At 34.1% G+C, this 13,436-nt stretch carries 14 protein-coding genes; 2 read left to right on the top strand and 12 right to left on the bottom strand.

The window, feature by feature from the left end; genetic code table 11:
- The 4 genes from F984_RS14725 to F984_RS14710 form a co-directional block, all read right to left on the bottom strand.
- Entirely contained in the window at positions 1-945 is a 945-nt protein-coding gene (locus F984_RS14725) for a TniB family NTP-binding protein (protein WP_004710406.1), read from the bottom strand.
- Complete coding sequence (locus F984_RS14720) at positions 942-2,825, bottom strand: Mu transposase C-terminal domain-containing protein (RefSeq protein WP_004710405.1); 1,884 nt, start codon at positions 2,823-2,825, stop codon at positions 942-944. Before F984_RS14720 ends, F984_RS14725 begins: the two co-directional genes overlap by 4 nt.
- 1 nt (position 2,826) lies before the next feature.
- Positions 2,827-3,516, bottom strand: coding sequence for a hypothetical protein (locus tag F984_RS14715; protein ID WP_004710404.1), 690 nt, complete (start codon positions 3,514-3,516; stop codon positions 2,827-2,829).
- Positions 3,517-3,721: 205 nt separating this feature from the next.
- On the bottom strand, positions 3,722-3,967 hold the full coding sequence (locus tag F984_RS14710) for a hypothetical protein (RefSeq protein ID WP_004710403.1): 246 nt from the start codon (positions 3,965-3,967) through the stop codon (positions 3,722-3,724).
- A 105-nt stretch (positions 3,968-4,072) separates the two neighbouring features.
- Here F984_RS14710 and F984_RS14705 point away from each other — a divergent pair, with 105 nt between their 5' ends.
- A complete protein-coding gene (locus F984_RS14705; RefSeq protein WP_004710402.1) occupies positions 4,073-4,879 on the top strand; it encodes a hypothetical protein in 807 nt (268 codons plus the stop codon).
- 131 nt (positions 4,880-5,010) lie between these two features.
- Here F984_RS14705 and F984_RS14700 read toward each other — a convergent pair whose 3' ends face one another.
- Entirely contained in the window at positions 5,011-5,625 is a 615-nt protein-coding gene (locus F984_RS14700) for a hypothetical protein (RefSeq protein WP_228128010.1), read from the bottom strand.
- On the opposite strand from F984_RS14700, the gene F984_RS14695 reads away from it, so the two are divergent.
- On the top strand, positions 5,616-5,846 hold the full coding sequence (locus tag F984_RS14695; RefSeq protein WP_004710398.1) for a helix-turn-helix domain-containing protein: 231 nt from the start codon (positions 5,616-5,618) through the stop codon (positions 5,844-5,846). The genes F984_RS14700 and F984_RS14695 overlap by 10 nt on opposite strands.
- Positions 5,847-5,896: 50 nt before the next feature.
- Here F984_RS14695 and F984_RS14690 read toward each other — a convergent pair whose 3' ends face one another.
- From F984_RS14690 to F984_RS23050, 7 genes are all read right to left on the bottom strand, one after another.
- Positions 5,897-7,483 (bottom strand): SAVED domain-containing protein, encoded by a 1,587-nt coding sequence (locus F984_RS14690; RefSeq protein ID WP_004710397.1) that lies wholly within the window; start codon positions 7,481-7,483, stop codon positions 5,897-5,899.
- Between the two features lie 8 nt (positions 7,484-7,491).
- The gene (locus F984_RS14685; RefSeq protein ID WP_004710395.1) at positions 7,492-7,965 is read right to left on the bottom strand and encodes a Mov34/MPN/PAD-1 family protein; all 474 of its coding nucleotides are present in this window, start codon (positions 7,963-7,965) and stop codon (positions 7,492-7,494) included.
- Positions 7,958-9,631: a ThiF family adenylyltransferase gene (locus F984_RS14680; RefSeq protein WP_228128009.1), complete on the bottom strand. Its 1,674-nt coding sequence runs from the start codon at positions 9,629-9,631 to the stop codon at positions 7,958-7,960. The genes F984_RS14685 and F984_RS14680 overlap by 8 nt, the downstream gene beginning before the upstream one ends.
- Before the next feature lie 44 nt (positions 9,632-9,675).
- The gene (locus tag F984_RS14675) at positions 9,676-10,716 is read right to left on the bottom strand and encodes a nucleotidyltransferase domain-containing protein (protein ID WP_004710393.1); all 1,041 of its coding nucleotides are present in this window, start codon (positions 10,714-10,716) and stop codon (positions 9,676-9,678) included.
- A gap of 260 nt (positions 10,717-10,976) precedes the next feature.
- On the bottom strand, positions 10,977-12,260 hold the full coding sequence (locus F984_RS14670) for a ribonucleotide-diphosphate reductase subunit beta (RefSeq protein ID WP_004710391.1): 1,284 nt from the start codon (positions 12,258-12,260) through the stop codon (positions 10,977-10,979).
- A 313-nt stretch (positions 12,261-12,573) separates the two neighbouring features.
- Positions 12,574-12,810, bottom strand: a complete 237-nt coding sequence (locus F984_RS14665) for a DUF2188 domain-containing protein (RefSeq protein WP_004710389.1) — start codon at positions 12,808-12,810, stop codon at positions 12,574-12,576.
- Between the two features lie 231 nt (positions 12,811-13,041).
- On the bottom strand, positions 13,042-13,170 hold the full coding sequence (locus F984_RS23050; RefSeq protein WP_031944800.1) for a hypothetical protein: 129 nt from the start codon (positions 13,168-13,170) through the stop codon (positions 13,042-13,044).
- Positions 13,171-13,436 lie beyond the last annotated feature (266 nt).

Below are 13,436 nucleotides of genomic sequence, written 5' to 3'. Positions count from 1 at the left end.
TTATATTTCCCTTATATTTGATGCTAATTGGCTGAGACTCATAGCAAAGGGATCCTGTTTAAAATCACTAATAAATAGGGTTATTCCAAATGCCCATGCCTGACTAAAATCATTTTGAGTAACGGTCGTTCTACCATCTTCTGATGCGATCATCATACTTTCACGGACCAGGCTCATTACATACGAATGATAGCCTTTGGTTGCCGCATAGATTTGCATACCTAAAAGGTAGCTATCTAACTCAGGGCTGAAATGAGTATTATGTTGAAGTGCTTTATTGGCGATTTCATGAAGAAACGAGTAAATCGTGCCACAGATATCTTTTGTACCTAAGGTAAGCGGAGATAATTTATAGTGAAAAGGGAACCTTCTTGCGATTTGGGTATCAACCTGAATAAGGTCTGCGAATTGGGGAAGCCCTACAAGACAGAAACTAATTCCGGTTTCATTAACTAGAGTTTTTATCCAATTTCCAACCGTAATATTCATTCTTGTTGAAGTTGGTTTACGATCAAAAAGATGATGAAACTCATCTAAAAAAACCAGTTTAGTTTCACATTGTATAAGTAAGTACGTAAGTCTTGAGGTGAGGTATTTTGTTGTTCCGATGTCATAACTTGGGTCACCTAGTTTGTTTAGCATTGTGATTGCTAATGATTTCACTGTTGCGGGTGAGGGAACTTCAACGTAAAACGCCGGAATGATAATTTTCTGTCGATCATTCTCTATTTTTATGGAATTTGGCATTTGAGCGATTACTGCATGACATAGAGTTGTTTTTCCAAGTCCTCCTTCAGATAGAAGCATACTTCCAATTGGTTCTTTATAAGCAATACTACGTTCAGCGCATTGCTGAATACCTGTATAGGCATTCATAAATTCCTCTGAAGTAATAACAAGATCATTAAGATAACTAACGGATTCAAAACTATTATTATTTTTCATCTTTTTTTTACCTCCATTGAGCCAAATCTAGTTGGAGACGCTTTATTCGCTTTATGGACTTTCTCGTAGATTTTTAGGTCTTCTTGATTGTTACTCGTATTTAAGCCTAGTTTTTCTTCTAGCTGTTGCAATTGTTTTGGAATATCAATTTTGATTTGTTTTAGTTTTGGTTTTTTTCTGACAAGATCGATTTGTATGTCTTGCATAAGCTTGTATAAGCTATGAAGATCAGCAAACTTCCCTAATCTTTGTCGATCTGAATCTGTGATAAGTTTTTTTCTTTCTTGTACTTCTAGATGGACTATCCGAGATAAATTTTGAGTGTATTCTGGATTTGTTGAGTCGGCTTGAATGACCACTTGTTTATCATTCGGCGAAAGAATATAGACAATGTTAAGATCAAGATCATCGACTAAAACGGTAACTTTTTTAATTCTTTTTGCTTCTAATACTTTTAATGCGTGGGAATAGTAAGCTAATCCATCAATTTGTACTTGCCCATGATTGATTGTTCTTTCAACAGGCCTACGACAAATAATTTTGGCGTCAGATACTGTTAGAAAAGATGGTTTGACCTGCTCAATTGCATCATTCCACATTAAAATAGGGGTTCTTCCAGTCTGGCTATGAATAGATTGCTGATAGACATCATTGATCCACTCATTTACGTATTCTTTTACTTGTAGTAATGAATAGCCTGCATTCTTCCCAGAATTGTAGAGACCACGTTCACCAGGATTTGAAAAGGTTGTACCAGATAACTTTTGAATGACTCCTTTGGTCAATGTTGAGAAAAAACGTTCAATATGAGGCTTGTTATTAGGGGTTCCAATTTGAGAGGGTGTGAGTGTAATTTTTAATTGTTCACAGACTCTTGCTAAGGAATTATTCTTAAATTCAATTCCATTATCTGGAATAATGATTGATGCAATTCCTCCAGGTAGTCCATGGTTTGGGCGCGTAATCATATCTTTAATAACAGCTAAAGTAGTCATCGCACTTGGTGGGAACATACTTATATATGTACCCACAATCGCACGTGAATATACATCAATAGCACAAGCCAAGTATGGTCGCCCGAGTACTTGATGGGTTAATGGATCAATCACAATAATATCTAAATAATGTGTGTCAATTTCAACCATATAAAGTGCAAAGGGGCTGGGACAACTTTTACCAGATGCTTGAAAAGCTTTATGTGCTATACGGCTCCCTTTTTTAATTTTAGTAACTAAATAAGGATCTAATTTTTCTATGTAACGTTGAACAGTTCTTCTACTGGGCAAATATTTTGTTGATATACCTTGTTCTATTAATTTACCTAATATGTATGCTTGAACATCTTTGCTAGTTCTATATTCAGGCTTTAAATAAATTTCATTAATACCCTGAGACATAATTTGATAGATTTCTGGAGGGAATCGAAGTGACTGATTACCTTTATAACTATTACTTAAACTGAGGTTATGATGACAACTACTACGGTATTTATTTATCCATCTTGCAACTGTTCTAGGGGAAGGAGGGACTTGATCACCGAGTTCTGTTGCAATCTCATCAATAAGCTTTTTTAAGGGAATTAAGGCTGTAGGTTCATATAGTTTGTAAAGTGCAGATCTTACATATCGTTCTTTCCGTTGAATTTCGCTACATTTTTCCGGATTGATGATTAATTTTTCGGGAGCAAAAATGCATTTGATTTCATCGTTTCTATAGTATTGTTCAAACGCTTCAGATGATAAGGTGAAGGATTTTCCACCGATAACAGCAGCGTAACGAATTTGTCCATAAGTAACATTAGTGATCTCAAAAACATAGTCCTCTTGATTACTAAAAGTGAAGCGAAAACCTGACTGAGGAATAAATAATGACGTTGGCATCTTAAATTCCTCCTTCTGTATCTAGGATGATCCTTTTATGAAAGAGTAAATAGTCACCTAATTCACAAGGCAAACCCGATTCTTGAAGGGTTCTATATATTGCTTGAATGTTCTGAAAAGCAGTTTCCTCCAGTGCATCCATTGCCTGATCAATTTCTAAAGGTGTCCATATTCGTTTATGACCCCTTTGATAAAGATATAAAAGATTTTGAAGCTGTTTTGTTGTTGGTAAGCTGAGTTGGTCAATAAGCTTAAACAATATCCCCATTTGATTAAGTATCTGAGAGACTTGTTCAAACTTCTGGAGCTCTTCTTGTGCCAGAGCCCTAATAGAGGGTTTCACTTCATGGATCTCAAATGATCCATCGATTTTTTGGACCAAAAAGTCTGGATAGGAGAAATTACTTCCTGATAAGGGGATTTTTAATGCCTGAGTACGGAAGCTTTTCACTTGGGTATTTTGTTCAAGGCAGAGTGCTTGAGCCAATTCGAGATGACTTTCAAGTGGAATTGCCCCACCAGATTTAGTGCTAGGAAATAAGGCTGTTCTGCGGCCAAAACACCCTTGATAAATTTTTCGTTGGCCGTGGAGGGTTGATGCTAAGTTAGGTTTAACCTGAAAAGCTTTTTCTATTTGTTCCCAAATAAATTGATTCAGATTACTTCTTCTGTTTTGTGGGAAAGGGTACATATATGTATTTCCAGTATTCCGTTACATCTCCAAAACTTTTTTAGAGATGAGTGAAATTCTTTGTTGCTTAAAAAATAGCAACAAGACTTGACTGGTGGCTTTATACGGAAGATACTTTGATTACCACGTCTTTGTATCTTTGCGTATAAAGTCACTAACGGATCCTTTTAGGGTCCGTTTTTTATTAGCTATTATTTAATCCATATTAGATATCTCCTTTGTTTTTTAGATTTGTTAGCCAATCAAGAACATCATTTGTATAAGCAAATCTGCCTTTACGATTTTCTATATTGAATGTTGAAAATGGTATTTGATTTCTAGAAATAGCTTGGCGAAAAGAAGCCGTGGACTTATAGCCCAATAATTTTGCTAAATCATAACCACCGATAATTTCGCCATATTTTTCTTTTATTTCAGCTACCAATAATCTGGATTGTTGATGAGTTTGCATCTTCAGTATCGCTTAGTTATACATAGTAATTATTCTAGAACTAATTATTTAAGATTCAACCTGCACGAAATTCTCCAATTTCGTGCCGAAAATAATGGGTAGACAATGAACGAAAAAAAGAAGCGTGGGCGCAAATCAAAAAACCCTGTAAATATTTATAAAACTAAAGTGTGGGTTGAATATTTAACTCAAACTGCAAAAATGAATGTGAATTCTTTAGAAAAATTGATCGGCGAGTTTATAAATGAAACCATAGACAAACCTTATAGATTAAGGCGTTATCAAAATGGGAGTCATAGTCCAGAGCTTGAATATATTGATTTAATAGAAAGGATTTACCCGGGTTCTAAAGCGATATTTGAGCATGTTCTATGGGAGGTTTTGTCTTCATTTAATTATAATCAAGATGAAATAAATGACTTAATTCAAAAATTAGAACCACGAGTAAAGTTTGAACTTATCAGTCGAGTAGAAGTGAACCCTATAAAAAGAAAACCTTTTAATGAATATACTGTTGAGTCTTTAACGAAAATTGGGTCAATTGACTGTCTTGTCGTAGCAATATTAATGATTCAAGAATCAATTTTTTTAGGATCAGAGAAACTTCGAGAACTTGCTTTAGAGTTGTATGCAGGATTGACAGAAAAAATAGCCCAAAATCCCTTATTCTTTAATATACATCCTGAGTTATTTGATTATATTGATAAAAATTTCAAGCATCACATCTTTTTAGCACCAAACATAAGACTTTCTGCAGTAATTTTTTGGCAATCATATAGAGATAATTTATGGTCAGAGGAAATGAAGCAAAAGTCTGAAATTCTTGAAGCAAGTAAAAGAGTAACTCCTAATAAAGAGACTTCACCAAAAACTCGCATAGAGTCTTCGGAGATGCCTTCGTATTTTGATTAAATTGTTTAAATTTCAATATGTTATTATTTTATATATTTTGAAAATTTTTCTAAGTGTGATTTATCTTTAAACATAAATTTGATCAAAACTTTACCTCTAATGTTATGGGGTAAAGTTTTGATTTGGAATAATTAATTTTTATCAATCTTTGTTGTAAGAGTTATATATCGCCAAGCATTTGTTCCATCATTTTTTGCTCTCCAGTTGGTTGCTTTAATGGAGGTTTTCCAATTTTCTGTGCTACTTGAGCAAGAATAGTCGCCAATCCATTTAGAGTTACGAATTTGTGTAAGCACTTCAGTTGTTAAACGATCGGGTGGAGGTAATGGTTGGCCATTTTTTACTGATCCAGCATTTATCATTACTGAATTATTATCACCTAAATAAGTAAATTGCCCATTTTGTCTGCGACATAGTCCTTGTAGCTTTCTATAAGGGGATGCTAATTGCTCTACCCACTGTTGATGAATAAAAATAGGTGATGAGTAGGTAGATACCCGCATTTCAAATTCATTATTGATCAGGACCGGCTTTGAAGGGTCATATGGTTGAATATGCCACTCATTAGTCAACATTTGGTTCACAGAGGTAGATGTACCTGTATCTTGAAATTTTGTTGTACAAGATGCCACGGTCATAACGCATAGAATTATTGGTAAATTTTTAATCTTTAACATCGTTCTAATTCTCAAATATCCTATTTTGGGATATTTTGAATTGTAACTGATATTGAGCCATGCGCTCAATACACGACCCTAGGTATCAAGACCTAATCAAGAGACTTATAGAACTACGTGAGTCAAAAAATGTGACTCAGGTCGAGCTTGCGCGTCGTTTGAACAAACCCCAATCTTATGTTTCTAAAATTGAAATTTTAGAAAGGCGATTGGATGTAATTGAGTTGATGGATTGGCTAGAAGTAATGAATACAAATATTAAAGACTTTTTGAGCTTCTACGATTTTTGAATATTGTAAAGCCTAGGTTATTCTCCTAGGCTTTTATCAGTTAATAGTTTTTAGATTGACTCTAATTTATTACCATGTTCTGTGCTATTTATTCTAAAAACGGGCTCTAAACCAGCTTTCTTATAGTCATAGATAATTACATCTGGATGATTTTTATCAATTCCTTGACCTACAGCAACACAAGCTGCATTTGGAGCTGTTATAAATAAATGTACTAGTTCAACTCCATGATCACTTTTGAATTGATGTAGTAATTTTTGTACTTGAGCCGTAAGAGCTTTAACATTTAATGGATGAGGTATACTTTTGCTGCCCATATGTTCGGGTAGAGTAGTAATCTCCACTACCTGATTATTAATAGCATCTGCTAATTGATTTGCTTTTTCTAGAACTCTATCTACTTTTGCTGTGGCATGGATACATAAAACAACTTCTTTATTTTTTTTAAGTTTATCTAGTCCAATTATTTCATTGAATGGATCTATCATACTTGGACTTGGCCATTCCCATTTTTGACTATCTCTAAACTTTAACATGGGTATAAATTCACCTTTACTTCCAAGTAATGCACCTAAACCAACTAAGGCTGGCATAGGGCCAAATGCAAAAATAGCGGCTTTATGGTGAGTCGTTCTGGTTTGGTTAATAATTTTTGCTGCCTCATTCTCAATATGATGAATCATCTGTGTATTGAATAGTTCACTATTCATAGTACTGTCACATAGGGGGATGAGACAGCCATTGACTCTATAACGTAATGGTAGAAGACTAGAGGAAATTTCTTTTAAGTTGGGATTGGAGGCGGGTTGCCCATGAACAGGCCAAAGAACCGAATATACTGGAATTGGCTCAAATGCAAGAGCATCTAGAAGTTGTTGAGCCATTTCACTATGTGCTTTTCGCATATTATTTAAAGTTTCTGCGTCATAATTACTAGGAGCTACTTTATCGATTAAGCGATGGTGTTTATCACATAGTAATAGAACATTATTAGGCTCGTCAGAAAGCATTTCAGATAAGAATGGTAAACCTCTCTCACCGTTGTCTGAAGATGCGATATTGTGTGCATTATAAGCAAAGTTTCCCTTTGCTCCTGTAAGCTGATCTATATCTAATCTTTCACCACAGCCTGTAAACATACAGCGTCCATGACTATCAATCATTAAGTTGGTAATAGTTTTACTAGTGAATTGTTTACCTCTACCAGTCTTTTTCTTATTACTGTAAAAGTCTTTTATAAACTTTACTTTTAATGTTTTGGTTTTTAGACTTACTGTAGAAAACTCATATTTTTTCCATATAGAATTTATTATTTCTAAACTTACAATATCATCGGACGTTAAAATATTATCCGTAGCTCTTAATTCAATAGTAGATCTAGTACCTGAAAGATAATCTAGAAAATTTAGCAAATCTATTTCGCAGAGATTCACCCGTAGAATAGATTCGATTCTTTCTGAAGTAATCAATAAGATTAATAAATTTTTGTTTGCCTTGCTTATGAATAGTCCAATTCTATCCCAAACTAAAACAGATTTTATTCCATCGATGTATGATTTAGCTGTTAGTAAGTTATCTAATGGTTCTAATTTACTTTGTATTAGCTCAAATTTAGGCAGAGAATTGATGTCACTCATGTTTTTTATTAAAACCTCAAGGCTGAAGATGTACTTAAATAGCTATTTTTAATAGTGTAAATTTTAACTTCCTGAATTCCAACGATAATAAAAAATAGTCTTCTATTCTGATTTCTCGCTATACAATTATGCCAATCTTTCTTGTCAATGAAAGAAGGGGTAGGTATCAATTCTGGATGGCTATGCCATGTACCCAAATAAACAGATGTGCCATTTGAGGCTTTATATTTATCTTCAAGAAAGCTTTGATGAAATGGATCTTTCATAACAAAGTTATATCTAGTTCTAATGTCCAGTTTTTGTGGGGTAGTGACAAATTCTAATTGAAAGACTTCAGTGCCTTGAATTTGATGTCCTATGAGTATTCCACACGCTTCTTTAGATTTAGGTGAGATTTGACGATATTGTTCCCATATTTCAATGATATTTGAAGGGAGATGAACAGTAGCATCAGAAATATGAACAGTTAATTGGTCATTCATTACAAATATCACATTCTGAATTTAATAGTGGTGTGATTAGTAATGATTTTGAAAAGGCATAATAACGGTCTGTTAATTCTAAATTTTCATTTAAAGCGTCTATGGAGCAACCTTTCCAGCTTACTTTTGAAGATTTTATTACTTTTCCTTGTAAGAATTTTAATGCCAGATCGGTAGTTATATTTGCTGTTTGAATTGCAGATAAATTCGAATATGGAAGAAAAGCGTTTCCACATCCTGAAAGATTTCTAGTTAAATCCTGATTAGGTTTCAAAAAATTAAGATTAGATACTAAACCTCTGCATAAGTTCTTATTATCAACATACGCACATCTTAAACATCCTTCAGATTCAGGGATATCTAAAATAGCATGTCCACCTACTCCAAATCCCTCTGTCCAAGTATTAAGAACAGCAGTCTCTACATTATTTTTCAGACAGTAATCATGAAAAATTCGTTCTTTTGTTGGAGAGCCTATCGCAATGATGATGAGGTCATATCCATTAAGAATGGAATCATTTCTAAGATCTAATAAGCATCCATTAACAGGAGTAATATTAATCCATGGATATTTAGTAGCTATTCTAAATTGTAGGCCTATAGTCTTCTTTTGATTTAAATAATTTATTGGTAAATAATGTCTATATATATTTTCAATAGACAGGCTATCTGAATCTACAAGTGTTAAGTTTCCTAAACCACATGATGCAAGTTGATCTGCAATATAACCACCTACTGATCCACAGCCTACTAATAAAACATTTTTATCTTGAAGATTAGGGAAAGCACCACCACGAGGTATTAAACTTGATTTATCAAATAATTTAATTGAGCATGCTTCTATATTCCACTCAGAAAAGTTTTCTAGTTTAAGAGGAAAAGCTTTATTAGCTTTAGATTTTTTATGTTGAAATTTTAAACCAAACCAAGATTTTCCGGATGGAGTATCTATATTAAATATTACCCAAAAAATATTTCTTCTAATTTGTGCAAATGTGGTTAAGAAGAGATGTTTTGTATCAGGAGATAATAATTCGATATGTTCTAAAAACCATAAAGGAAGGTCTGATGCTGTCCAGGGAATAGACACAATATCAGGTAGGGGAAGAATACAACCCAAATCAGGATTAACTTTTCTTTGAGCTATTTGTATTTTAAAAAAAGGTTCTTTGGTTTTTAAGTCATAATCTTCAGGATGAACTAATATACTACTTTGCAAACCATACTTACCTTCAGGAGCATAAACTCTTAATTTACAAAATTTTGATGAATCTACAACACAGATAATGTCATTGAATTTTGTATTGTTTAGACTATACCAACTGGCTAAAAACTCTCTTAAAAGTTCTTCCTTATTCCAATTTAGATCAGTTAAACATTTTGTAAGTAACTTAATATGTCTTTCAAGCGAATCTTCAAAAGCTTTTTCTGGAACTTCATAATTTACTGATACTGCATCAGAAACGTTAATACATAAGTTTGCCAGATTGTAATCTTCAAAAGACGTACTATGAGCAAGTCTAGGAAATTTTTGTGGATCTTTTAGATAAAATGAAGGCATTTCTTTTAATTCATTAACTTTAAAATGAATTAATGTAATTTGATCTTTTCCAATCAAAAAATTAACTTCTAATATGTCTAAATCTTGCAGTTTAGCCGTGGACACGTAGTATCCACGACTTTGTAAATGTTGAATAATTAGTGAATAGTTCATGCGCCTTGAGAGGTCCCTACAGATCCTGCTGAGGCAAAAACAACTTTAGCTGCTTCATTCTTAGAACTATTTTGGGAACTTTCAGGAAAATCATCGCCGAACACAGTTCTTAGTAGGCCACATTGTTTTGACTCATCTGTTTCATCAATAACTTTTTGTAATGTAGTTCTAAGATTTGATAATTTATTTCTTAATTGAGTACCTGTATTTATACTGCTACCTGAAAAGATATCTCTATATGGCGAAACAGGTAGATAAACTTCTATCTTCCATTTATTGTCTGGTTGCGCAAGAAAGTAATTGGAGTTGTCTATAATTTGATCTATGGTTTTCTTCAATGCCTCTAAATCATTTTCCAAGCCTTCATCATTAATTGAGGACTGAAATTTTTGTTTAAACATTACAGTGAGGCCAATAGAAAAAACTTTTCTACAAGTATCTTCATGAAAATTAAAATTTCTCCATCTTTTTATATACCGCGTTAATCGTTTAAATTGAAGAAGCTTTTCGGTTTCATAGATTCCTGAATTATCTTTTTGATTTATCCAGCTCTGTAAACCTTTAGGATCTGAATCAGACCATTCGCGGTTATTTTCATCAGAATTTTTTTTACCGACGGCTAATTTATAAAGACCAGAAGAGGACTTGCTATAAATTGGAATATCAATGTGTAAATCTTCACTCTGATAATCTGCTGTAACACATGGTTTTTTTATTTTTGCATTTTTAAATCCTCTATTCTCTAAAATATCTAATACAACTTTTTTAGGAATAGTTGGATCTTCTGGGGCATCATCTTCTTTTATGACAATTGCTCTATCAATATCAAAGTCTTTTCCTTTTTCCTTAATTGTAGTGCTTGTCGCTAATGATCCTTGAATAAAATCTTCTTGAACAGGATATCCATTTTCTTTAAATTTCTTACGAATTTCTTCAGTAATACTATCATCTTTTTCTCTCGCTTTTTTATATTCATCAGAATAGCGAGTAATATAAATCTTACCATCGAATGTTAGAAATTTGTTCTGTAATCCCATATTTACCTTCTTAAACAGTTATTCATTCTGAAATTGATTAATTGTTTGAGGCAGAATTGCTCCTTAGCCAGAATTAGCCAAACATTTATATTCAATCTCAATAGTTAAAGTTTTAAAGTGAAATTTTTTAATTATCCAATAAGAAACCTAAGTCTCTTATTGGATATTTATTAGAATTTTTATCAATGACAACTTATGTGTCGCTCAATGACATTTTATGCGTCGCAAATGACAACATATGTGTCGCGTGACGATTAAACTTACCAGCTTAACGCACCACCAGTTTGGTAGTCAGTTACGCGAGTTTCAAAGAAGTTCTTCTCTTTACGTAAGTCCATCATCTCAGACATCCACGCAAATGGGTTAGTTACACCAGCAAATTGCTCTGGTAAACCTAACTGAGATAAACGGCGGTTACAGATGAATTTCAAATATTCTTCCATCATGCTTGCATTCATACCCAATACGCCACGTGGCATTGTGTCACGAGCATATTCGATTTCAAGCATCGTACCTTCAAGAATCATTTGAATGACTTCTTGTTGGAACTCGGCAGTCCATAGGTGAGGGTTCTCAATCTTGATTTGGTTAATCATGTCGATACCAAAGTTCAAGTGCATAGACTCATCACGCAAAATGTATTGGAACTGCTCAGCAACACCGTTCATCTTGTTACGACGACCCATACTCAAAATTTGTGTAAAGCCACAGTAGAAGAAGATCCCTTCAAGTACACAGTAGAACGCGATCAAGTTACGAAGTAAACGTTGATCGTTTTCAGGCGTACCTGTGTGGAAAGTAGGGTCACTCAATGATTGAGTATATTTCAAGCCCCAAGCTGCTTTACGTGCAACTGATGGAATCTCGCGGTACATGTTGAAGACTTCGCCTTCATCCATACCTAAAGATTCGATACAGTATTGGTAAGCGTGAGTGTGAATTGCTTCTTCAAACGCTTGACGCAAAATATACTGACGGCATTCAGGGTTAGTAATGTGACGGTAAATCGCCAATACCAAGTTGTTCGCAACCAAAGAGTCTGCAGTCGAGAAGAAACCTAAAGAACGCATAACAATAGTACGCTCATCTTCGGTTAAGCCATTTTCAGACTTCCAAAGTGCGATGTCATGGTTCATGTTCACTTCTTGCGGCATCCAGTGGTTTGCACACCCGTCAAGATACTTCTGCCAAGCCCATTCATATTTAAACGGCACAAGCTGGTTCAAGTCAGCGCGACAGTTAATCATGGCTTTGTCGTCAACTTGAACGCGTTGCGCGCCCATTTCTAACTCTTCCAGGCCAGGAGCAACATCCAAATGTTCTAAGGCTTCAGATGCTCGAGCCATTGAATCGGTTGGATTTGTTGATCGCACGGAATGGGTTCCAGCGGATTGTGGAGCTGCCACGCTCTGCGATGATGGCTGCGCAGCAGATACATTCTGCGAATCAGACGTTTTTTCCGGTTGGATGGGCGCAGACTTGTGTTCAGGTGCAGCCGGTTTTTGCGAATCATCTTCAAAATCGTCCCAACTAAGGATAGACATATCAATTCTCTCAAAATTTATACGCCCAATTAGGAGAAACTTATGAAACAAATATTGCCAATATTGTTCAGAAATTCAGTGGGCGAATTTAGTTCTTAATAAGTTGACTACTATTGTAGTTATCAAATGATAATTTTGATAGCTGTTTTAAGGGTGAATAGATGATTTTTGACCATAATATAGATTATATAATTGTTTTTGAATGCAATAAAAAAATGTAAAAAAATCATCGTCTTATGTTTTATTTTATAGCCTTTATCACCCCGATCTAGGTCGAGGTAATAAGGGACTTTGTTTATATTTAAAGGATAAATTATCCTTTAATATTCCTAGGATCATTTCCGTTTGGAATAGTGTTTTTTTCTCTGATAAGTTGATTAACTCCTTTAATAGTCAATTCACCACCACCAGAGTTTTTCAACATAGTTCTTGCAGAATCAATAGCATTACGTTGTGTAGTATGGGTTGAAGAAGCACGGCTATTGCCATTAGCTTTATTTACCCATTCATTACCACGTTTATATACCATTCTGTCAGTTGATTTGCTCATAAGAATACTCCTAAATTTTGAGCCATTAACAACGGTTAATTTGACGATGGCTTTAAACTAGTTCAGAATATTCCCTAGCTGTTTCGTAAGAATAGTCATCGCCCAAAAGATAACCTTATGTCTTTTGGGAAAAGGGGGGCATCGTTGACGCGATGTTTCCCTTTTTCATTTTGGTATTTAGAGAATAATTTCTCCTACATAACCAAAAGAAATAATTCATTAATTTTAAAATTATTTATTTTGCTTACGCTGTTGCTTACGTATCGAGATAAATGCGTAAATCATCGGTATATAAAAGAAAACAAAGGAAAAAACTAGAACCGCGAGTCCTAACTGATAGTTATGAGTCATTTGGAACATAGTTTTTCCCATTAATTTCTAATGTGATTCAGAATTTTTGTCGTAATTACCATAATAGTTATGGTTTGTGATGTTATTTATAATTTTCGTATTTTGCGAATTGTTTCGATTCGCTCTATATGAAAATTTTAAACTCACTGTGTACAAACTTGCTATTACACCTATTAAACCTAAAACACATATTACTACTAAGCTGTCCATTGAAATCACCACTAAATTTGGCGATTTGGCTATCTCTGACTATAAACAACATCCTAGATAGCCAA

The sequence above is a fragment of the Acinetobacter nosocomialis NIPH 2119 genome (assembly GCF_000368085.1).
Lineage (GTDB): Bacteria > Pseudomonadota > Gammaproteobacteria > Pseudomonadales > Moraxellaceae > Acinetobacter > Acinetobacter nosocomialis.
Note: the sequence above shows the minus strand (reverse complement) of the source record. Positions and strands in the feature narration are given on the sequence as shown.

What these genes read in the sequence shown, in the direction of transcription:
- F984_RS14705 (WP_004710402.1), top strand. Translation starts at nt 4,073, where the DNA reads ATGAACGAAAAAAAGAAGCGTGGGCGCAAATCAAAAAACCCTGTAAAT.
- F984_RS14690 (WP_004710397.1), bottom strand. Translation starts at nt 7,483, where the DNA reads ATGAGTGACATCAATTCTCTGCCTAAATTTGAGCTAATACAAAGTAAA.
- F984_RS23050 (WP_031944800.1), bottom strand. Translation starts at nt 13,170, where the DNA reads ATGTTCCAAATGACTCATAACTATCAGTTAGGACTCGCGGTTCTAGTT.
- F984_RS14670 (WP_004710391.1), bottom strand. Translation starts at nt 12,260, where the DNA reads ATGTCTATCCTTAGTTGGGACGATTTTGAAGATGATTCGCAAAAACCG.
- F984_RS14710 (WP_004710403.1), bottom strand. Translation starts at nt 3,967, where the DNA reads ATGCAAACTCATCAACAATCCAGATTATTGGTAGCTGAAATAAAAGAA.
- F984_RS14675 (WP_004710393.1), bottom strand. Translation starts at nt 10,716, where the DNA reads ATGGGATTACAGAACAAATTTCTAACATTCGATGGTAAGATTTATATT.
- F984_RS14725 (WP_004710406.1), bottom strand. Translation starts at nt 945, where the DNA reads ATGAAAAATAATAATAGTTTTGAATCCGTTAGTTATCTTAATGATCTT.
- F984_RS14715 (WP_004710404.1), bottom strand. Translation starts at nt 3,516, where the DNA reads ATGTACCCTTTCCCACAAAACAGAAGAAGTAATCTGAATCAATTTATT.
- F984_RS14685 (WP_004710395.1), bottom strand. Translation starts at nt 7,965, where the DNA reads ATGAATGACCAATTAACTGTTCATATTTCTGATGCTACTGTTCATCTC.
- F984_RS14695 (WP_004710398.1), top strand. Translation starts at nt 5,616, where the DNA reads ATGCGCTCAATACACGACCCTAGGTATCAAGACCTAATCAAGAGACTT.
- F984_RS14720 (WP_004710405.1), bottom strand. Translation starts at nt 2,825, where the DNA reads ATGCCAACGTCATTATTTATTCCTCAGTCAGGTTTTCGCTTCACTTTT.
- F984_RS14665 (WP_004710389.1), bottom strand. Translation starts at nt 12,810, where the DNA reads ATGAGCAAATCAACTGACAGAATGGTATATAAACGTGGTAATGAATGG.